The organism is Lactonifactor sp. BIOML-A5, from assembly GCF_009677585.1.
Taxonomy (GTDB): domain Bacteria; phylum Bacillota; class Clostridia; order Lachnospirales; family Lachnospiraceae; genus Lactonifactor.
Genome location: NZ_WKYV01000025.1, coordinates 1 through 19,015 on the forward strand (window position 1 = coordinate 1; position 19,015 = coordinate 19,015).

The 19,015-nt window shown below is 47.7% G+C and carries 22 protein-coding genes and 2 tRNA genes; 1 reads left to right on the plus strand and 23 read right to left on the minus strand.

The features are described from left to right. Window positions 1-230 precede the first annotated feature (230 nt). The 19 genes from GKG41_RS17510 to tsaE all read right to left on the minus strand — a co-directional run bounded on the left by GKG41_RS17510 (window position 231) and on the right by tsaE (window position 14,915). Window positions 231-320 (minus strand) — tRNA-Ser (locus GKG41_RS17510). 63 nt (window positions 321-383) lie between these two features. Then, window positions 384-469, minus strand: a tRNA-Ser gene (locus GKG41_RS17515). A gap of 70 nt (window positions 470-539) precedes the next feature. Beyond that, window positions 540-1,238 carry a 2-C-methyl-D-erythritol 4-phosphate cytidylyltransferase gene (gene ispD / locus GKG41_RS17520; protein ID WP_154261030.1) on the minus strand — a complete coding sequence of 233 codons (699 nt, stop codon included), beginning with the start codon at window positions 1,236-1,238 and terminating at the stop codon, window positions 540-542. Then, window positions 1,238-2,278: a tRNA (adenosine(37)-N6)-threonylcarbamoyltransferase complex transferase subunit TsaD gene (tsaD, locus tag GKG41_RS17525; protein WP_154261032.1), complete on the minus strand. Its 1,041-nt coding sequence runs from the start codon at window positions 2,276-2,278 to the stop codon at window positions 1,238-1,240. Before tsaD ends, ispD begins: the two co-directional genes overlap by 1 nt. 2 nt (window positions 2,279-2,280) lie before the next feature. Beyond that, on the minus strand, window positions 2,281-3,189 hold the full coding sequence (locus GKG41_RS17530; RefSeq protein WP_154261034.1) for a ribonuclease Z: 909 nt from the start codon (window positions 3,187-3,189) through the stop codon (window positions 2,281-2,283). 95 nt (window positions 3,190-3,284) lie between these two features. After that, the gene (locus GKG41_RS17535) at window positions 3,285-5,270 is read right to left on the minus strand and encodes a proton-conducting transporter membrane subunit (RefSeq protein ID WP_154261036.1); all 1,986 of its coding nucleotides are present in this window, start codon (window positions 5,268-5,270) and stop codon (window positions 3,285-3,287) included. A gap of 11 nt (window positions 5,271-5,281) precedes the next feature. Next, on the minus strand, window positions 5,282-6,751 hold the full coding sequence (locus GKG41_RS17540) for a proton-conducting transporter membrane subunit (RefSeq protein ID WP_154261038.1): 1,470 nt from the start codon (window positions 6,749-6,751) through the stop codon (window positions 5,282-5,284). A 10-nt stretch (window positions 6,752-6,761) separates the two neighbouring features. Continuing rightward, entirely contained in the window at window positions 6,762-8,258 is a 1,497-nt protein-coding gene (locus tag GKG41_RS17545) for a proton-conducting transporter membrane subunit (protein WP_154261040.1), read from the minus strand. A 15-nt stretch (window positions 8,259-8,273) separates the two neighbouring features. Further along, the gene (locus GKG41_RS17550) at window positions 8,274-9,755 is read right to left on the minus strand and encodes a proton-conducting transporter membrane subunit (protein WP_319018949.1); all 1,482 of its coding nucleotides are present in this window, start codon (window positions 9,753-9,755) and stop codon (window positions 8,274-8,276) included. 9 nt (window positions 9,756-9,764) lie between these two features. After that, on the minus strand, window positions 9,765-10,139 hold the full coding sequence (locus GKG41_RS17555; protein ID WP_154261044.1) for a sodium:proton antiporter: 375 nt from the start codon (window positions 10,137-10,139) through the stop codon (window positions 9,765-9,767). Window position 10,140: 1 nt separating this feature from the next. Then, window positions 10,141-11,073, minus strand: a complete 933-nt coding sequence (gene mbhE, locus GKG41_RS17560) for a hydrogen gas-evolving membrane-bound hydrogenase subunit E (protein ID WP_154261046.1) — start codon at window positions 11,071-11,073, stop codon at window positions 10,141-10,143. Continuing rightward, window positions 11,066-11,320 carry a hydrogenase subunit MbhD domain-containing protein gene (locus tag GKG41_RS17565; protein ID WP_103710932.1) on the minus strand — a complete coding sequence of 85 codons (255 nt, stop codon included), beginning with the start codon at window positions 11,318-11,320 and terminating at the stop codon, window positions 11,066-11,068. The genes mbhE and GKG41_RS17565 overlap by 8 nt, the downstream gene beginning before the upstream one ends. Next, a complete protein-coding gene (locus GKG41_RS17570; protein ID WP_173015588.1) occupies window positions 11,307-11,645 on the minus strand; it encodes a monovalent cation/H(+) antiporter subunit G in 339 nt (112 codons plus the stop codon). Before GKG41_RS17570 ends, GKG41_RS17565 begins: the two co-directional genes overlap by 14 nt. Continuing rightward, entirely contained in the window at window positions 11,626-11,943 is a 318-nt protein-coding gene (locus GKG41_RS17575; RefSeq protein ID WP_072854087.1) for a monovalent cation/H+ antiporter complex subunit F, read from the minus strand. Before GKG41_RS17575 ends, GKG41_RS17570 begins: the two co-directional genes overlap by 20 nt. Before the next feature lie 2 nt (window positions 11,944-11,945). Next, window positions 11,946-12,404, minus strand: coding sequence for a Na+/H+ antiporter subunit E (locus GKG41_RS17580; protein ID WP_072854086.1), 459 nt, complete (start codon window positions 12,402-12,404; stop codon window positions 11,946-11,948). A gap of 571 nt (window positions 12,405-12,975) precedes the next feature. Further along, entirely contained in the window at window positions 12,976-13,224 is a 249-nt protein-coding gene (locus GKG41_RS17585) for a hypothetical protein (protein WP_072854085.1), read from the minus strand. Window positions 13,225-13,336: 112 nt separating this feature from the next. After that, entirely contained in the window at window positions 13,337-13,771 is a 435-nt protein-coding gene (gene rimI, locus GKG41_RS17590) for a ribosomal protein S18-alanine N-acetyltransferase (protein ID WP_154261050.1), read from the minus strand. Then, entirely contained in the window at window positions 13,768-14,484 is a 717-nt protein-coding gene (gene tsaB, locus GKG41_RS17595) for a tRNA (adenosine(37)-N6)-threonylcarbamoyltransferase complex dimerization subunit type 1 TsaB (RefSeq protein WP_072854081.1), read from the minus strand. The genes rimI and tsaB overlap by 4 nt, the downstream gene beginning before the upstream one ends. Next, complete coding sequence (gene tsaE, locus GKG41_RS17600; protein ID WP_154261052.1) at window positions 14,481-14,915, minus strand: tRNA (adenosine(37)-N6)-threonylcarbamoyltransferase complex ATPase subunit type 1 TsaE; 435 nt, start codon at window positions 14,913-14,915, stop codon at window positions 14,481-14,483. The genes tsaB and tsaE overlap by 4 nt, the downstream gene beginning before the upstream one ends. 217 nt (window positions 14,916-15,132) lie before the next feature. Between tsaE and GKG41_RS17605 the strand changes: the two genes are divergently transcribed. Further along, on the plus strand, window positions 15,133-15,651 hold the full coding sequence (locus tag GKG41_RS17605; protein WP_154261054.1) for a peptidylprolyl isomerase: 519 nt from the start codon (window positions 15,133-15,135) through the stop codon (window positions 15,649-15,651). Window positions 15,652-15,718: 67 nt separating this feature from the next. Here the strand turns inward: GKG41_RS17605 and GKG41_RS17610 are convergent, their stop codons facing one another. Genes GKG41_RS17610 through thiF form a run of 4 tightly spaced genes read right to left on the minus strand, consistent with a single transcriptional unit; the run spans window position 15,719 to window position 19,012 of the window. After that, window positions 15,719-16,285: a thiamine phosphate synthase gene (locus GKG41_RS17610; protein ID WP_199884604.1), complete on the minus strand. Its 567-nt coding sequence runs from the start codon at window positions 16,283-16,285 to the stop codon at window positions 15,719-15,721. Continuing rightward, window positions 16,272-17,426, minus strand: coding sequence for a 2-iminoacetate synthase ThiH (gene thiH / locus GKG41_RS17615; protein ID WP_154261056.1), 1,155 nt, complete (start codon window positions 17,424-17,426; stop codon window positions 16,272-16,274). The genes GKG41_RS17610 and thiH overlap by 14 nt, the downstream gene beginning before the upstream one ends. 2 nt (window positions 17,427-17,428) lie before the next feature. Next, a complete protein-coding gene (locus GKG41_RS17620) occupies window positions 17,429-18,196 on the minus strand; it encodes a thiazole synthase (RefSeq protein WP_154261058.1) in 768 nt (255 codons plus the stop codon). Window positions 18,197-18,208: 12 nt separating this feature from the next. Next, entirely contained in the window at window positions 18,209-19,012 is an 804-nt protein-coding gene (gene thiF, locus GKG41_RS17625) for a sulfur carrier protein ThiS adenylyltransferase ThiF (RefSeq protein WP_154261060.1), read from the minus strand. Window positions 19,013-19,015 lie beyond the last annotated feature (3 nt).

A 19,015-nucleotide genomic window follows, 5' to 3' on the forward strand; every position in this document is an offset into this window, starting at 1 on the left:
TTTTACTCATCCCAAAAATGTTACTTTTTTAGAATTTTCAGGTTAATGTGTTTCACTGTTTAGTTATCAAAGTGCTTTGTACAGTTTGACAATGAATGCTATAATTCTTCGTCAAAAACTGTTAAATTTTGACTGTTTTTCTCAGTCAGCTCAATTATCTTATCACGTTTTTCAACGTTTGTCAACAACCTTTTACATCTTTTTCCCGGTGTTTTTCAGATAATCAAGAACGGAGAAGGAGGGATTTGAACCCTCGCGCCGCTATTAACGACCTACTCCCTTTCCAGGGGAGCCCCTTCAGCCAGCTTGGGTACTTCTCCAAAACCACTGATATCTTAATGCTGCTATATAAAAACCGTTCCTCAGTGAATCCAACGGTTCAACGGAGAGGGTGGGATTCGAACCCACGCGCCCTTGCGGACAAACGGTTTTCAAGACCGCCTCGTTATGACCACTTCGATACCTCTCCATGGTGTCGCTTTCCGTCAGCGACAAGTGATATTTTACCATTAATGTTTAATGTTGTCAATATGTTATTTTCATATTTTTTCAACAAAATTTTCAGCAATCATCAGGTCTTCCGGTGTTGTGATTTTGATGTTTTCATAAGAGCCTTCCACCAGTTTTATTCTGCATCCTTTTGTCTTTTCAACGACCATAGCGTCATCTGTAATCCCCTGCATGTCTCCTTTCCGCAGCTCCTCGTGGGCTTCACGAATCAGAGAATAGCGAAATACCTGTGGGGTCTGTATTGTCCACACATACCTTCTGTCAGGAGTAGCAGCGATCATTCCTTCTTCATCTGATATCTTAATGGTATCTTTTGAGGGCATACCCACCACGCATGCCTGAAAACACCTGGCTCCATTCAGAGCACGGTTCAGTATCTCTTCAGTGATAAAGGGACGGGCTCCATCGTGGATAAATACATAATCGCAGCCTTCACATGCCAGCAGTCCCTGATAGACAGAATCATATCTTTCTTTTCCCCCGGCAATGATCTTGGAGACCTTTGTAAGCCCATATTTCTGAACAATATCCCTCCTGCAAAATTCTATGGAATCCACGGAAGCAACCAGGATAATGTCATCCACCCAGTCTGTTTTCTGAAAACAGGCCAGAGAATAATACAAAACAGGATTCCCTTTAATTAGAAGAAACTGCTTTTGTATTTTACTCCTCATACGTTTTCCCTGTCCGGCTGCCAGCACAATTGCCGTACATTTTTCTCTCTTCATTACCGTTCCCCCAGCTTCAGGTTCGGCACTGCATTCAAATCCCATCCGTGACGGGTTCCTTTTTTATACTCGTAGTAAGCAGCCGTGCCGATCATAGCTGCGTTGTCCGTACAGAGGATGGGTGATGGGTAATAAAAATGAATTCCATTCTCCTGGCAGGCTTTCTCCATCCCTCTGCGCAGTGCCCCGTTGGATGCCACGCCCCCTGCGATGGCCAATTTGTCCATATGGTAATCCTTTGCTGCCGCAATCGCATGCTCCACAAGGACTTCTACTACAGAGCGCTGGAAGGAAGCCGCTATATCTGCTGCCACAATCTCCTGCCCCTGCATTCTGCAACGGTTGAGATGATTCAGCACCGCAGATTTTACACCGCTGAAGCTAAAATCGTAAGGGGCATCTTCGATTTTACCCTTTGGGAAATCAATGGCATAGGGATTTCCCTCACCTGACAACTTGTCTATCTTCGGTCCCCCCGGATAGCCAAGTCCTATGGCTCTTGCCACTTTATCAAATGCTTCCCCTGCCGCATCGTCTCTTGTTCTTCCCAGGATCTGGAATTCTCCATATTCTTTCACTATCACCAGATGCGTGTGACCGCCCGAAACTACAAGACACAAAAACGGAGGCTCCAGTTCAGGATGTTCAATGTAATTAGCAGAAATATGTCCCTCTATATGGTGTACCCCTACCAACGGCAGGTTTTTGGCGTAGCTGATTGCCTTTGCCTCTGCCACGCCAACCAACAAAGCCCCTACCAGACCGGGTCCGTAAGTTACTCCAATGGCATCCATATCATCCAGGGCAGCCCCTGCCTGATCCAGTGCCTCCTCGATTACCTGGTTAATTTTCTCTATATGCTTTCTGGATGCTATCTCGGGCACCACTCCGCCATACAGCTTATGGAGTTCTATCTGGGAAGAAATAACATTGGAGAGGATCTGCCTTCCGTTTTTTACAACTGCTGCCGCCGTCTCATCACAGGAACTCTCTATCGCCAGTATCACTACATCATCTATATTTTTATCCATTTTCTTCATCCTTATTCTTCAAATTGCAAATCTGTTGATTGCCCGTCTTTTCCCGGATAAGAACGGGGAAAAATCGCTCTAACCTCATCCATAAATTCCTCAGGACGGACCAGAGAGGGGCTGTAGTGTGTCAGCCACAATTCCTTAACCTCAGCTTCTTTTGCCAGACATGCAGCCTCTTTAAATGTCATATGCTTATACTCACGGGCTTTTGCCTCTTTCTCCTTCTCCCCGTACATTCCCTCGCAGATAAAAAGATCAGACTCCCTGGCATTCTCTCTGATAGAAGCAGTGGGACGCGTATCGGTCGTATACGTAAGCTTTATCCCTTTTCTGGGGGACCCCAGAACCATATCCGGAGTATATGTGTTCCCCTCCCAGGTTACTGTCTCTCCCTTTTGAAGAGGATTCCAGCACTTCAGGGGGATCCCCAGCGCTCCGGCCTTTTCGGGAAGAAATTTCCCGCCTCTTTTTATCTCCAAAGTATATCCGTAGCAAACCACATTGTGGTTTACGCGAAAGGCTGTGATCTCATACCCATGGCTTTTCAGATGCTCCACAGACTCGGTAAGTTCTATACACTGGATCTCAAAAGGAAGTTCAGGGGCGATCACTCTCAGCGCAGATACCACACGGTTAAGTCCCTTTGGGCCTATGAGTGTCAGCGGCTCCGTGCGCTCTGCGTTTCCCATTGTCAGAAGCATCCCCGGCAGACCGCTGATATGATCTGCATGGTAATGCGTAAAACAAATGGTATCAATAGGTTTAAAACTCCAGCCCTTTTCCTTTACCGCCACTTGGGTGCCTTCTCCACAGTCAATCATCAAATTGCTTCCATTATAACGGGTCATCAAAGAGGTCAGCCACCTCCTGGGAAGAGGCATCATACCCCCGGTTCCCAGCAAACATATATCTAACATGCTATTTCCTCATTTCATTTTCAGTGTTCTTATTCTATCACAACTCCCAGCGATTGGCAATGAGGGGCCATTTTAAGGATATTTGACAGGCAGCTCTAAAGTACGCACAATACCATAATCACAATCCCGATACAGCACATAAGGAATCCAAAAGACAAGCTTATGGTCATCCACTTGTGGGATTCCATCCTTCCCCTGAGCCTCTCCGCCCTGGAAATCCTGGCTGCCTCCTCTGATTCTGTCTGAAGACGCAGCGGCCGGTAAAGTGTTTCTTTCAGCGTGAGAATGATGAAGTCAACCAAACGGTCAGGTATGCGAAAGATTCCGGAACATACAGAGGGCAGCCACTTTGTAAGTGCCGGGACATAGACCTTCTTTTCCAAATCAAGCCAATCGGGCCATAAGTTCTTATATCCATAACAGCCGGGCGCCTCCCTGACCATAACAGCCTTTTTGATAAAAAAGAAATAGACGAAGCATCCTACCGCAACAGATATTACCGCGCCCTTCAGATTCACGAGAGAAAAATAGGCTATTTCATGCTCCAGAGGATGGACAGCAAAAAATGTTTCCGTGCTGTCTGCAATCCGATCCATGGTTGCCCCCGGCAGTATTCCCAATACAGGAATTGCAGTGCCGGAAAGAAGGAGGGTTAATTTTGTCACGGGATTTGCATAGTTTCGGTACTGCTCCTCAAATTCTTTCTGCCTCACCGGATGGCGGTTTCTAAACAGTGCATAATAGAGTTTTATCATATAAGCAACTGTCAGTCCCCCACAGAACAGAAACAAAAGTTCTACAAAGGATGTAAAACCGGCGCTTCCCAATACGGTACCGCCTTCATGGATATATTCTACGATACTTTCATGAAGAAGTGTCTTGCTTACATATCCGCTGAATAGAGGAATTCCTCCGATTCCCAGTGCCCCGGACAAAAATGCCAACTGCAAAAAGGGTTTTCTGCGCCCGAAGCCTCTTACCTCGTTCAGTTCCAATTCCTCCAGGTTCATAAACACCACTCCGGCAGCCAAAAACAGTACCAGTTTAAACAGAGAATGATTCATCATGTGAAGCACAATGCCGCGCACTGCCAACTGATTTTCTTCCCCCAGAAGTCCTGCCATTCCCAATCCGATTAGCACAAACCCAATCTGGGACATAGAAGAGCAGGCAAGGGTCCGCTTCAGATTCACTGCAAATACTGCCAGGACTGCCCCCAGCGTCATGGTAACCATCCCCAGCAGAAGGACCACAGTTCCCCAGCGGGGATCATATCGGAAGATATTGCAGGAAACTGAAAGAATTCCAAACAGACCTACCTTTGTAAGTATCCCCGACAGGAGCACACTGGCCGGCGCAGGAGATACCGTATGTGCTTTTGGCATCCATACATGTAGGGGAAACATTCCGGCCTTTGCACCGAATCCCAAGAGGATCAGCGCCCCTGCTGTGTAGATCTGTCCGGAGTTCTCTGTCCAGGCTTTTCTGCCTGCTTCATACAATTCATCTATCCGCAGCGTTCCCAGCAGATGATGCAGCATAAAGAGTCCCATGAGAAGGATCAGCCCTCCCACCACTGCAATGCCCAGATAGGTAGACGCCGCTTCCAGCGCCTGGGGCGTTTCGTTTTGGGCCACCCACACATAAGAGGTAAAAGACATAATCTCAAAAAAGATAAAGGTTGTATAGAGATCTGCGGAAAGAAATACCCCCATGGTGGCCCCAAGGGTAAACAAAAGGAACATATAATATCGGTTTCTGTTTCTCTCATGCTTCATATATTCATTTGACATCAGCGCTGACATCAGCCACAAAAACCCAGACAAGAGTCCGAACAGAGCCCGAAACCCGTCCAGTACAAAGCAAAGCCCCAGGCTGCAGATTCCTGCCGCTTCAAATATCACCGTCTCTCCCTGCCACACCTGCACTGCAAGAGATGCGATCAGAAAAAGCTCAAGAAGGATCGAAAGATCTACCGCATAATTCCGCATTCTTTTGCTGAACCGCCCGGCCAGATACCCCAGCAGTGCAGCTGCAAAGGGCCAGCCCACCGTAAGTCCAAGTAAAATATTTCCCTGCATCTTTTCACCTCCTATATAGTACCGGCTGCCACCTGTTCCAGAAAATCCAGAAGCGGCCCGCTGTGTACTCCCAGTCCGATCATCGCAGCAGCAAACACGCCCAGAGGAATCAGCATCCGCCAGGTGGGATCCGCTGTGTCCCCGCCGATCAGCCTTTCCTTCCCTCTTTCCGGGCAAAATGCACGTATGACCACAGTAAACATGTAAATGGCGGCCATCAGCGCGGCATAGAACAGAACAATAACCACTCCGTAGCTCAAAAGAGTTTCTCCCGCAAAGGCTGCCTTTGCAATCCGCCACTTACTGATAAATCCAATGGTGAGAGGTATTCCCGTAAGTGACATGGCGGATACCGTAAAGGTCAAAAATGTCTTTTTCATCTGATGGCCCACACCGTCCAGAGCCGGAATAAAATGATATCCTGTTTTAAACATAACAGAGCCTGATACAAAGAACGCACAAATCTTGCCGATGGCATGAGCAACCATATGACACATAGCTGCAATCATCCCCAGAGGGCTCATAAGTGTTGCGGCCATCAGAATATAGGACAGATTGCTGATGGTAGAGTAGGCCAGCCGCCGTTTAAAATGTACCTCTTTCACAGCCATGGTACTGCCGTATACCACAGTAAACATGGCAATTCCCATCACAATGTCCTGGGCCCAGCTTCCTTTGAGTATCTCTGTCCCGTAACAGTAATACGTAAGGCGGAGTACCGCGAAGACTCCGGCCTTTACCACCGCAACCGCATGGAGCAGAGCGGTGACCGGGGTGGGGGCCACAGAAGCAGAGATCAGCCATCCATGAAGCGGGAATACCGCAGCCTTCACTCCAAACCCCAGAAAAGCCATCACATAGATAAGGCGTAGAATGTTATCGTCCACCAGCGTGTGATCCATCACTCCTCCGATGGCAAAGGAAGCCCCTTCCCCGTACACAGTAATAAAAATCAGGCTGGTAAAGGCAAAAGCAGCCCCTCCGATAGAATAATAGGCATACTGCCTGCCGGCACGCCTGGCCCGGGGAATCATGGTATGCATCACAAGAGGAATGGTAACCAGGGTAAGCAGCTCATAGAAAAGATACATGGTCATCATATTGCCCGCATAGGCAATCCCAAGGCTCACCCCATAGGTCATGGTATAAAAAGCAAAAAATGTATTTTCTCTGGTCTCATGGGTCATGTACTCAAAGGCATACAGAGTAGCCAAGGGCCAGAGTGTGGAAACGATGGTCCCGAACAGCATTCCCAGACCGTCGATGCGAAAGAGCAGGCTTACATTTTTATATAGTTCAAAAAGGATTAGGCTCTCCTTACTGCCCGCCCACAAAATCCCAAGGGAAATTGCAGAATTTACAATGACAAGGCTTTCCACTGCAATGTTCCTTCTCTTTCTATCCTTTATAGGAAAGAAAAATAACAGGGCCCCGGCGAGGATAGGAAGCAGAATAGGTATAATGATATAGATATTTTCCATGCCGCACCTCCTATAATATGCTCTTGCCGATGGCAGTGAGCAGTTCCATAAGTCCTCCCGGCCATATACCGAAATATGCAATTCCGGCAGTCAGGATTACAATGGGGAGTACCATCCACAGAGAGGGCTCCCGTTTCTTCAGACTTCCGTAGTCATACGCTTTTCCCGGCAGGAACCCGTGAATGGTGATGGGAAGCAGATACCCCGCAGTCAGCAGAGCGCTGAGCAGCAGAACCGCAGGTGCTATCCAGCGCAGGACACCTATCTCAGCCTGCAAAGCCCCCGCCGCCAGATACCATTTGCTGATAAAGCCTGCAAACGGAGGAATTCCTATGAGCCCTAGAGCAGCCAGTGTAAAGCACCATATGGTCACAGGCATCTCTTTTCCAATTCCTTTAAGCTCAGAAACCTTCGTCTTCCCAGTCTGGCAGATAATTGCCCCGGCAACGGCAAAAAGAGCATTTTTAATCAGAGAATGAAAAACCACATGGGAAAGGGCACCCGCCAGCCCGTAAAAATTAAGCAGAGAAAGCCCTGCCATAATATAAGAAAGCTGGCTAACTGTTGAATATGCAAACCGCTTCTTCATCAGCGGTTCTCTGTACGCCATCATAGACCCCATAAACACAGTAATGAGCGCCAGGATCAGCCAGGCATACTGCACCCAGGTTCCTTTGATCACCTCAGCTCCCACAACAAAATAGATCAGCCGGACAATGGCCAGCACTCCGGCCTTTGTAATCACACCGGACAGTACAGCACTGGCTGGCGCCGGTGCTACCGGGTGGGCAGTGGGCAGCCATCCGTGAAACGGAAACATGCCGGCCTTTACACCGAAGCCCAGAATCATAAGAAAGATTACCACATAAAACACAGGGTCTGACTGGGCCGCCGCCTGAATATTCTGCGTCCTGTCAGGGGAAAAGTCACAGAGTATCCCCTTTCCAAACAGATAGATAATTCCGAACAGGCCGGCGAAAGCTCCCCCCGCAGAATAAAATAAGTATTTTAGCCCCGCCATTATGGCCTCTTTCCTGAGAGTATGAAGGACTAAGGGCAGGGTGGACAGCGACATCATCTCATAAAATATGTATAGGGTGACCATATTGGCAGAGAGATCCAGTCCGGTAAGTACTCCACCTGCCATGAGGTACCAGGCATAAAAGGTTCCCTCCCTCTCTTCCTTTCTCATATAGCCCACTGCAAATATTCCTGCCAGTGTCCATACCGCGGCCATGAATAAAGCAAACAGCAGAGAAAGCCCATCCGTGTGAAGGGCAATGGATACACCGTCCATCAGCTGCCACAGCTGCAGGTATCGATATTCCCCCTCCCCGAGACATCGGATTCCCAGTAGTATCGTAAGCCCCCCGTGGAGGACTAAAAATGTCAAAAAGTATCCCAGTAGAGCTCTTCTGCTTCCCAGATACTTTTGTACCGCCAGAAGAAGCCCCCCTGCAAGTACGGGCAGCAAAACAGGCAGTACTAAAAAAGTATTTTCACCCATAAGTCTCCTCCTTTTCTACTGGAACATGGCAATCCCCTGTTTAATGGCCCCTATAAAAGGTCCTGAAAACAGGCCCAGGATAAAATTGACGGCTGCAAATACGGTAATGGCGGTACAACCGGCCGCCCCCAGCTTTACTCTTCTTGTCTTTTCAGATGCAGCCACCGGTGTATAGATAATAATAACTGTGCGGACAAAATAAATAGCGTTCAGCAATGTGCTGATTGCAATAACAATAAATACAAGGACGACCTTTCTGGGATCCTCTGTGGCTGCCACTGCAAAAGAGATCTTAGATATAAATCCGCCGAACAAAGGAATTCCTACCAGGGAAAACGCGCCTACGGTAAAGCCGATTCCTGCCAGCCGGCTCCTGTATCCCGCACCCTTTAATTCCTGTATACGGTAGGTATGGCCGGAGGCCTGACTCAGACCCTCTGCGCTGATAAAAAGGAGCGATTTCGTAGCTGCATGCACCAGGATATGAAACATTGCCGCTACCATTCCCGCCCGGCTTCCCAGTCCAATTCCCATATACACATAACCAATTTGAGCTACCGAGGAATAAGCATTCATATACCGGATGTCCTTTTCCCGTATGGCTCCCACAGAACCCAGAATAATAGCAAACACGCTGAACGCAAAGAGTACTTTAATGATATCGCTGCCCAGAATTGTATCCTTGCCCACCACCCGGTAGATGATCTTTATCAGGAGAAATATATAACTCTTTGACACCAGCCCAGACAAAATGGCACTGGAGGAGGGCAGGGAAAAACCATAGGCAGCCGGCATCCAGGAATGAAAGGGATACAGGCCGCTCTTAATAGCCAGACCAGCCGTGATAAGAATAATTACCATAAGCAGGGGGATATGATACTCTCCTCTCTGCATCAGTATCTTTACGCTTTCCTGGATATTGGGCATTAGCAGATGTCCGGTAACTGTATACAGAATACATACTCCGATGAGAAAAAGTCCGGACCCCATCAAACTCATAATCATATATCTGGTAGCCGCCACATACACAGGACCTGTTTTCCTCACCATAATCAGACCGCAGGCGGCTATTGTATTAATTTCTATAAACACATAGGCGGTAAAAATATCATTTGTATAGATCAATGCCAGAATCGCCCCAAGCATCAGATTCAGGAACAAAAAATACATGCCCAGGCTCCTGTCCTCCAGCTCCCGGCTAAGATGTCTCATCCCTCCCAGGACTGACAGCAGCATCACAAAGCTAAAAAAGGTAGCTGTTAAAGCTTCCAGAACACCTACGCGTATCTCATTTCCCCAGGGGGCGGTATAATGCCCCATGGTATAGACAAAGCTTTCTCCTGTAGACATCACATAAGCTAGAGTTGCGGCAGAGAGCACAATCACAATCCCATTTACCGCAATTCCCAGATTCCTGGCCTTTTTCCCTTTTAAGACAGATGAAATGACACCGGAGAACATGGAAACCATGATGGAAAAAAACGGAAAGTTGCACACAAATTCCAATTACTCCTCCTCCTTCCTCATCTTCATAATGATATAGTCCATATTAAGGGAATGGTATTTCTGATACAGACAGACCGTCAGAGCAAGCATCAGCGCTGTCACGCTCACAGACACCACAATTCCAGTGAGTACCAGGCCGCTGGGGATGGGATTAATGTAGGCATCCATGCTGGTGACCCCGTCTGTAACAATGGGTGCCCCCCTGCCTTCGATGTATCCCTGCGCCGCCAGAAACAGGTAAGCAGCCGTGTCCATAATATTAAGCCCAATGATCTTTTTTATTAGATTTTTGTGCAGCAGAAGAGCAGCCAGCCCGATGCCGAAGAGAATCACAGAGGTAACAACCTCTCCATTTTCCAGAAAGTGCTCCAGCATCTCAGATCCCTCCTTTGCTGAAAAGTGCATAGAACGAATACATGGTACAAGCCACAACAATGCCTACTGCAATATTCAGAGGCAGGATTAGCCCTGCGCTGAAGATTTCACCGGGTGTTCCCAGCGGAATATGGCTGTTCAGATGGTTCGCACCTGTAAAAAAGGAGTAGCTTTTGGCAAGACAGTAAAACCCAAGGGCAATCAGGGTACAGTTCTGAAACGTCTTTTCTGTAAAAAACTGTTCGATGGCTTCATAGCCATAGGAATTCCTGAAAAGGATCAGACTTCCTCCTATGATTGCGCCTCCCGAAAATCCCCCTCCCGGTGAAAGATGGCCGTTGAGAATCACATAGATTCCAAAGAGAAACAGCATAGGCGACAGGATAAACGTTACTCTCTGCAGGATAACATCTTCCTTCATTCCTATCTCTTTCTGGGACTTCGCCGTCTTCGCGCCGTCGCCGGCCTTAAGAAGGAGGAGCACCGCAGAAGCGGCGATAAATAAAACATTGGATTCCCCAAATGTATCGAATGCCCTGTAGTCCAGGATCATTCCTGCAACAATGTTCACAGCGCCTGTCTCTTCCATCCCTTTTTCTATGTAGCGCCGGGACACCTCATTGTTTACCGGATTGTCTGCTGCCCCAAAGGGAGGGAGAAAATATACCACATAAAGCAGAGTTCCTACTATAAACACCCCCATTAGCACTGTCAGAATCCGGTATATATAATGATAGGCCTTTGCTTTTTCATAGGAATATCCAACATCCGGGATCTGTTCCAGATATGCGAGATAATTATGTCCTGCTTTCTTTTCCCGTTCTTCCAGGGCAATGGGTTCAGGCTCTTCGTAAAAAACATCATTTTCCCCGGCAATCCAACGCTCTAGTTTTCCGAAAAAGGTATGCTCGTAATCTTTCTTAATCTTACTCATGCTTTTCGTCCTCTCCAATTGCCCGAATTCGTTTGAGGGTTACAAAAAATAAGACGCTGGTTACCCCGGCGCCGACCGCAGCCTCCGTGATGGCAAGATCCGGGGACTTGAGCACCACCCATAAAATGGACATAATAACGCTGTATGACATAAAAATAGCTACAGATATCAGGAGACGCCTGGCCAGGCAGGCGGAAAGGGCACATACAATTAATCCGAAAAACATTACAAATTTAAACGCCGTCAACATCCTTCTTCACCTCTTCCTCTTTTTTCATCAGCGCATTGGTTGTCACCTCGAATTCGCAGAGCATATGGCTGCACACAGGACCTGCCATCCAGAAAAAAGCAAGTATGAACAGCAGCTTTACTTCAACAGTGCCGCCCCACTGATACAGCATGAGGCCAATCAAAAGGCAGAGTTTCCCCAGCGAATCCCCCATGGCAGCCGCATGCATCCGGTTAAGAGCCGTGCGGAAACGAAAATTGCCGATGGCTGCCCCAAGCATAATCACCAGGCCGCTCAGCATAAATGCAGCGCACAGTACAAATCTAATTTTCTCCCCAATCATGTTCTTCCTCGTCCTCCTTCTGTTTTTCTGCATACACCTTTAAATATAACTGTACCAGAACAACCACAGCCAAAAAGCTCAGCATAGCATAGATGAGACACACATCCAGCAGATAAGACTCTTTTAGAAGCATCGCCAGAATCGCTATTGCCACAATTGTAAGAGTACCGATTGCATTGACCGCTATAATCCGATCTGTGAGCTTCGGCCCTATAATGGAACGAATGACATAAATCAGAATAATAACTGCCAGGATAATCAGGCACAGGATAAAAAGACCTCTGTAATACTGTTCCATACTTATTCCTCCACTTTTTTAATAATCCTGATCATAAGACATTCGTCTATCCCCTGAGAAAAGTCTTTGTCCAGACAATGTACAGTAAAATCATTCCCGTCCACATCTACCGTAATGGTCCCTGGTGTCAGCGTGATATAGTTAGCCATCATAACCCGTCCTATATCCGTCTTAAAGTCCACTGTAAAATGCACCAGCACAGGTTCCACCTCATATTTAAAAGAAAAAATAAATCTCATGACACTGGCTGTTGCCTTTATTACCTCCAGGATAAGATTACCCAGATACCAGCACACAACTGGGATTTTTTTCAAAAACCGGACATCCCTTTTTAAGCTGTAACCCAGATACCTGCAGGCGAAAATAAATACCAGCAGAGAAATGACGATTCCCGCTCCAATAATTTCTCCGGTTATCTTCCCGTTTAACACAATCCAGAATAAAATAAATATAAGTAGCAATGATACACCTCCTTGACTATAGAGAAATTATGATTCGTTTCATTCCAGCGCTGTACTGCATTACCAGAAAGTAAATGCGGTACACAAATAAATTAGGGATTCTTTCAGTTTCACTCCGAGCGGAGCAAGAGAACAAGGCAAAATATTTACATATTTTCCAGACTTTGTCTATATTTTATCATAGTCTTTATGTATTTTCACGTTATATTTATTATAACATTGTACTTTTTTGTGCACAATTCCAATTATTCTTAAGGCTATTCCATATTTGAATTGCCTCATCCCGTTTTCGTTTATCCGGGGCACTCCCTCTAGAAAGATAATATCATGTACCATTCTTCCCTTCAAACCTCAAAATTGGAAGTTTTGTCCGATAGCATACACGAAAGGTACACCTGTATTATTTTCTGCTGAAAATGGACATATTTTCTTATTTTGTTTTAGTAAGCGCAATATCCCCAGGTTCCGTCCGTTTACGCAAAAAAAATGCCGCAGTGTATAAAATCTCACTGCGGCACTCTTTTTGTCAAACCTATAGCTGTATCACCAGCGCTTATCTATCAGGGAGGTACTAAATTAACTCCTTTTCCTGCCCTTTGGCCACAGGAATCTGAAAGCCTGCAGTCCACCGTTCATAGCAGGATTCACATAAGTCAAAGGAATGACGCTCCCCGTCACGACTGGAAAAATATCCCCATACAATATCTACAGGGAAAACCCCTTCCATCACAATTCCGTTTTCCACCTTCAGTTCTCTTCCACACATGTTGCAGGACACCTGCTCCAGCTGTTTGGCCTGTTGGTTTTTGTATTTCCTCATCTGTATCCTCCCTTTAGAATCCCCTTCTGCGTTTACAAATGTATTATATCGAAAAAAAATACATAAATATAGTGGGAACGGTTTTCAAATTTAGCAAAAGATTACATTTTTCTCATCTCCTGATCATTACAATTCCGTCCTCCACAGGGGCTTCATAAAAATTCCTGCGGGTTCCCACCCTTTGGAACCCCATACTTTCGTAGAGTGCGAGTGCCCGTACATTACTCTTTCTGACCTCCAGAAAGCAGGAGGCAACCCCTGCCTGTTCTGCCTCTGTGAGAAGCTGCTCCAGGAGCATCCGTCCAATGCCCCTTCCCTGTTCACACTGCGCAACTGACACATTGGTAATCTCGCCTTCGTCCAGAGAGATCCACATTCCCGCATATCCTACGAGGCGTCCATCCTTTTCCGCGGCAAGATACAAGGTATCTTTTCGAAAAGCGCTGGAGTCAAAGCTCTCTCTGCTCCAGGGGCGGGAAAAATTCTCCTTTTCTATGTCTGCAGCCGTACAAGTGTCTCTGGGCTCCATTCTGCGAATCCGTATCATACCTGTTTCTGTCCCTTTAACCTTGCCGCCCGTTCTCTTTCCGCCTGTGATACCCGCAGATATTCCGGCTGGTGCTCTGCTGCGGACTGTACCTGTCCACTCTGATACAGCACCATTCCCAGTGCCCCCACAGATCCGGCCCGCTGCTTATTCACATGCGCCGGCGCGAAGGAATAGGGAACCTTTATCTTTTCCCGTATCAGATCTGCGTAGACCGGGACACCGTCCCCTAAAAAGATTACTTCCTGCCCAAGTGCATTCAGCTCCCCCATTAGTTCCTCAACCTTTACTGCCTTCTGTCCTGTGATAATGTTCATCTTCCCATCTTCGAATCTGTATATCCCTGTATACACCTGACTTCTTCTGGCATCCATCATAGGGCAGATTAGCTGTCTGGCATCGTAGAGATTATAAGCCAGCGCATCCACTGTGGGAACCCCGATTAACGGTTTATCCAGAGCAAGCCCCAGCCCTTTGGCAGTGGCGGCGCCTATGCGCAGTCCCGTAAAGGACCCTGGTCCTGCAGCCACGGCAATGGCATCCAGGGAGTTAAGATCCAGTTCGATCATTTTACCAATCTCATCCAGCATAGGAAGCAGTGTCTGAGAATGTGTTTTTTTATAGTTTATGGTGTACTCTGCCAAGAGCCTGTCATCTTCCAGTACAGCCACAGAGGCCACCAGCCCGGAACTGTCAAGAGCTAAAAGTTTCATAATGAATCCATCCCTTCTATTATAATGCGGCGGTAATCAAAGCCTTTTTCCAGATCTTTCTCTATCGTAATCTGCCTGACATCCTCAGGAAGAATCTCTTCAATCAGATTCGCCCATTCTATGAGACAGATTCCGTTTCCGAAAAAGTAGTCATCATATCCAATCTCTTCCATCTCCTCCACATCCCCGATGCGGTAGACGTCAAAATGATAAAAGGGCAGCCTTCCGTCTTCATATTCCTGAATGATGGTAAAAGTAGGACTGCTGATAGGCTCTGTAATTCCCAGACCCTTTGCCACTCCCTGTGTGAATACTGTTTTTCCCACACCAAGATCACCCATCAATGTGTAAATTTCTCCCGGACGGGCTCTCTGTCCAATGGTTTCCCCCAGCCGGAAGGTTTCCTCTGGGCTGTTTGTTTCATATATCATAATTATCCTATTCCTATCCGTTTTCACTTAGAATCCTGTCTGAATCATGTGATTCTGTACAATTATAGCACAAGGCTGCACCACACTGCAATCTCACATTTCTACAGGAGGCCTCCCGCACACCTGGTGAATCAGTACTTGCACCTTTCTCCATCCCATATTATAATAAGTTTTACGGCAGTATGCCAAATACGTAAAGGAAAAGGAGTACTATCTTATGGCAAATCCAGTAGTAACTATTACCATGGAAAACGGGGATGTGATGAAGGCAGAGCTATACCCGGAACTCGCACCCAATACAGTAAATAATTTTATCAGCCTTGTAAAGAAAGGGTTCTATGACGGTCTGATTTTTCACCGGGTCATCAAAGGTTTTATGATCCAGGGCGGATGCCCGGACGGCAACGGCATGGGAGGTCCCGGCTATACCATAAAAGGAGAGTTTGCCCAGAATGGATTCTCCAATGATCTGAAGCATATACCCGGAGTCCTCTCCATGGCCCGCGCCATGCATCCGGACTCCGCCGGTTCCCAGTTCTTTCTGATGCACAAGACTTCCCCGCATCTGGACGGGGCGTATGCCGCATTTGGAAAGGTGACAGAAGGCCTTGATATTGTAGATAAGATTGCAGAGACAGATACCGATTACAGCGACAAGCCGAGAGAGCCCCAGGTCATTCAGAGTATGACAGTGGAAACCTTTGGCGTCGACTATCCAGAACCTGAAAAGTGCTAATCTCTCAGTCAGAGACTGAAAAACGCTTCCGGGAAACCAACTGATGATGGTTCCCCGGAAGCGTTTTTCAGTATTTCATAAACCCTGACATCATACATCCTCCGGCCGCCCCGGCTGCCAGTACCTCTGCCATATTGCGCGGGGTAATCCCGCCGATGGCGTACACCGGCAGGCCGGTGGAGTCACAGACCTCTTTTAGATAGCGCAGACCTCTGGGAGGGATCCCTTCTTTGCAGTTCGTTGCATAGATATGTCCCGCAATGATATAGGAAGCGCCCAGCGCTTCCGCCTGCCGGGCTTCCTCCGAAGAATGCACAGATACTCCCACTGAGGAGAAATCCCCCAGATACTCCCTGTTTTTCTCCATTTGGGCAAATGCTATCTGAATGTCCGGGATTTTAAGCCTCCGGGCAGCCTGGATAAAATGATTCACCGCAAAGGGCTTTCCTGCATGACGGCAGATGTCCCGGCACTGTTCTGCCAGACTCTCATAGTCCTCCTGAGCCATATCCTTTTCCCTGAGAATAATTCTTTCTATCTCCGGAATCCCTGCAAGACTGTGGATCCTCTGAAGAAAATCCTCCCCGCACAGATGTCTGTTGGTAATGCAAATCATGGATTTATACTCTGACATAGTCCACATAAACCGGCTGCAGTCCCCGGTCAAGGATGGCCTGGTTCACTTCCTCCACATTTCTGGGGTCTGAAATCTCGAATTGTTCGTCCCCCTTTGCCTCTTCCCCGTGACCGCCCACACTCACTTTAACCCCGGCTGATATCTTTGTGGCACACATACCGATGACATGATCCCGAAAACCTGCCCGTTCCCTGGTAGATATGGTAATTCCGGCAAACGGCATGAATAGCCGGTACGCCAGCATTACCTGGAGAAGCTGTGTTTCGTGGACATCTTTAGGATTTACCTTGTCATTATTTATGATAGGGCGAAGTCTGGGGGGAGAGAATGAAATCTCCCCGTGAGGATACTTCTGCTGGATATAGCAGGCGTGCAGCCCGGTGGCAAAGGCGTCTTTTCTAAAGTCATCCAATCCCAGAAGGGCACCGAAGGCTACCCCGCGCATTCCACCTTTTAATGCCCTCTCCTGAGCATTGAAGCGATAGGGAAAGATCCTCTTGGGACCGCTCAGATGGAGTCGTTCGTACTTTTCGGGCTGATACGTCTCCTGGTAAACGCAGACATAGTCGGCCCCGCATGCATGGAGATATGCATATTCGTCACTATTGAGAGGATAAATCTCAATTCCCACCAGAGCAAAATATTTGGCCGCCAGTCTGACCGCCTCTCCGATATAATCTACGCCGGAGGCATATCTTGACTCCCCTGTGAGAATCAGAATGTCCTGCAGCCCGGTGGCTGCAATGTTCTTCAGCTCCCGTTCGATCTCCTCCATGGACAGTTTCCCTCTGTGAATTCTGTTTTTGCAGTTAAACCCACAGTAAACACAGTTATTTTCACAGTAATTGGCTATGTACAGAGGGGTGAACAGGGAAACGGAATTACCAAAATGCTTTGCCGTCTCTTCTTTGCCTCTTTGCGCCATCTCTTCCAGGTATGGAGCCGCCGCCGGAGAAAGCAGGGCTGCAAAATCTTCTGTATCCAGAGACTCTTTTCTCAGCGCGGCCTTCACCTGGGCAGGTGTATAACGGTTGTAATCATATGCTGCCGTTTTTTTCAGTACTCTGTCCATAAGCTGATGGTCTGTAGCTTCCATACCCTCCTGATATTCCATATGACAGGTCTGTTCTGTTATCATATTTAATCCTCCAGAAAGCCGGTCAGAGGGCTGGATGCTACGGCTTTGTGTTCTACTACTCTTCCCAGTCCTGCCAGGTAGGCCATACGGCCAGATTCTATGGCTAGTTTAAATGCAGACGCCATCAGCGCAGCATCGCTGGCAGTGGCGATAGCCGTATTGGCCATAATTGCGGCAACTCCCAGCTCCATAGCCTCACATGCCTGGGAGGGGCGCCCAATACCGGCGTCCACAATAATAGGAAGCTGGATTTCCTCCACCAGAATCTTGATAAACTCTCTGGTACAGAGCCCCTTATTGCTTCCAATAGGTGCTCCCAGAGGCATAATAGCCGCTGCCCCGGCGTTTACCATATCTCTTGCCGCATTCAGGTCCGGATACATATAAGGCATAACCACAAATCCTTCCTTTGCCAGGATTTCTGTTGCTTTAATTGTTTCGTAATTATCCGGCAAAAGGTATTTGCTGTCGTGCACAACTTCAATCTTTACAAAATCCCCGCACCCCAGTTCTCTGGCCAGTCTGGCGATCCGGACAGCCTCCTGTGCATTCCGGGCGCCGGAGGTATTGGGAAGAAGGGTGATTCCCTGGGGCATATAGTCCAGTATATTCTCTTCTCCCCCCACATTGGCTCTGCGGATGGCCAGGGTAGCCATTTCCACACCTCCGTTTTTTATTACTGCATCTGTCATCTCCAGTGAGAACTTTCCGGATCCCAGTATAAATCTGGACCGAAATTCATGTCCTCCTATTATTAACTTGTCAATCATCTTACCTTTCTCCTATTCCTCATGTAATTCCAACAGCAGCCGCAGGACCATATTTGCCTGATGACCCGCACATATCTGTACTCTTGGGGCCATAAGTCCCTGGCCGGGGGCTGCCCCGCTTGTCTGATCCCCGCAGAGAAAATAACGCTCCATCCTTTTTTCTGTATGTATGGCATTGGCGCTGGCGTATCCTGCCATACCCGAAGCCCCGACCAAATAGGTGCCGGGAAGTTTTTCTAAGATGGCTGCGGTAAACTCTGCTTTTGTCTCCGGGGCATCAAAGGCCTCACAGATAACCTGACATCCCTGAAATATGCCTTTTGCATTTTCAGCATCGATCTTCACGTCTATTGTCTCCACCTCTATATATGGATTTATCTGCCCAATCTGCATTTTCAAAGCCTCTGTCTTTTTCATTCCCAGATGGGATATCATGTAATTCTGCCGGTTCAGATTGCTGGGTTCCACCACATCAAAATCCACCAGCAGAAGATGTCCCACCCCGGTGCGGGCCAGCATAACTGCAATATGGGAACCCAATCCTCCAAGACCTGCGATTCCCACTCTTCCTTTTTTCACCTTTCGGTGGACTCCCGGGGTATGCCGGGCCGCCATCATGGTCTCAAGCTCCCCGGGCTTTGGCATACTGCCTCTGGAGACAAAAAAAATCTCATCCCCGGGCTGCACAGAGTACACCCCCGAGGTGCAGTATCCATTTACAATGGTTATGTCATCCGCTCTGCCCAACTCCTTTTGAAGCTGCTCCAGCGTACAGGCGGGAAGCTCTCTCTCTTCCCCATTCAGAACCACTCTCATGGA

Bases quoted from the DNA above. Each gene is read 5' to 3' on its own strand.
- ispD (WP_154261030.1), bottom strand. From the start codon at position 1,238: ATGAAGAGAGAAAAATGTACGGCAATTGTGCTGGCAGCCGGACAGGGA.
- tsaD (WP_154261032.1), bottom strand. From the start codon at position 2,278: ATGAAGAAAATGGATAAAAATATAGATGATGTAGTGATACTGGCGATA.
- GKG41_RS17530 (WP_154261034.1), bottom strand. From the start codon at position 3,189: ATGTTAGATATATGTTTGCTGGGAACCGGGGGTATGATGCCTCTTCCC.
- GKG41_RS17535 (WP_154261036.1), bottom strand. From the start codon at position 5,270: ATGCAGGGAAATATTTTACTTGGACTTACGGTGGGCTGGCCCTTTGCA.
- GKG41_RS17540 (WP_154261038.1), bottom strand. From the start codon at position 6,751: ATGGAAAATATCTATATCATTATACCTATTCTGCTTCCTATCCTCGCC.
- GKG41_RS17545 (WP_154261040.1), bottom strand. From the start codon at position 8,258: ATGGGTGAAAATACTTTTTTAGTACTGCCTGTTTTGCTGCCCGTACTT.
- GKG41_RS17555 (WP_154261044.1), bottom strand. From the start codon at position 10,139: ATGCTGGAGCACTTTCTGGAAAATGGAGAGGTTGTTACCTCTGTGATT.
- mbhE (WP_154261046.1), bottom strand. From the start codon at position 11,073: ATGAGTAAGATTAAGAAAGATTACGAGCATACCTTTTTCGGAAAACTA.
- GKG41_RS17570 (WP_173015588.1), bottom strand. From the start codon at position 11,645: ATGATTGGGGAGAAAATTAGATTTGTACTGTGCGCTGCATTTATGCTG.
- GKG41_RS17575 (WP_072854087.1), bottom strand. From the start codon at position 11,943: ATGGAACAGTATTACAGAGGTCTTTTTATCCTGTGCCTGATTATCCTG.
- GKG41_RS17585 (WP_072854085.1), bottom strand. From the start codon at position 13,224: ATGAGGAAATACAAAAACCAACAGGCCAAACAGCTGGAGCAGGTGTCC.
- rimI (WP_154261050.1), bottom strand. From the start codon at position 13,771: ATGATACGGATTCGCAGAATGGAGCCCAGAGACACTTGTACGGCTGCA.
- tsaB (WP_072854081.1), bottom strand. From the start codon at position 14,484: ATGAAACTTTTAGCTCTTGACAGTTCCGGGCTGGTGGCCTCTGTGGCT.
- tsaE (WP_154261052.1), bottom strand. From the start codon at position 14,915: ATGATATATGAAACAAACAGCCCAGAGGAAACCTTCCGGCTGGGGGAA.
- GKG41_RS17605 (WP_154261054.1), top strand. From the start codon at position 15,133: ATGGCAAATCCAGTAGTAACTATTACCATGGAAAACGGGGATGTGATG.
- GKG41_RS17610 (WP_199884604.1), bottom strand. From the start codon at position 16,285: ATGTCAGAGTATAAATCCATGATTTGCATTACCAACAGACATCTGTGC.
- thiH (WP_154261056.1), bottom strand. From the start codon at position 17,426: ATGATAACAGAACAGACCTGTCATATGGAATATCAGGAGGGTATGGAA.
- GKG41_RS17620 (WP_154261058.1), bottom strand. From the start codon at position 18,196: ATGATTGACAAGTTAATAATAGGAGGACATGAATTTCGGTCCAGATTT.
- thiF (WP_154261060.1), bottom strand. From the start codon at position 19,012: ATGAGAGTGGTTCTGAATGGGGAAGAGAGAGAGCTTCCCGCCTGTACG.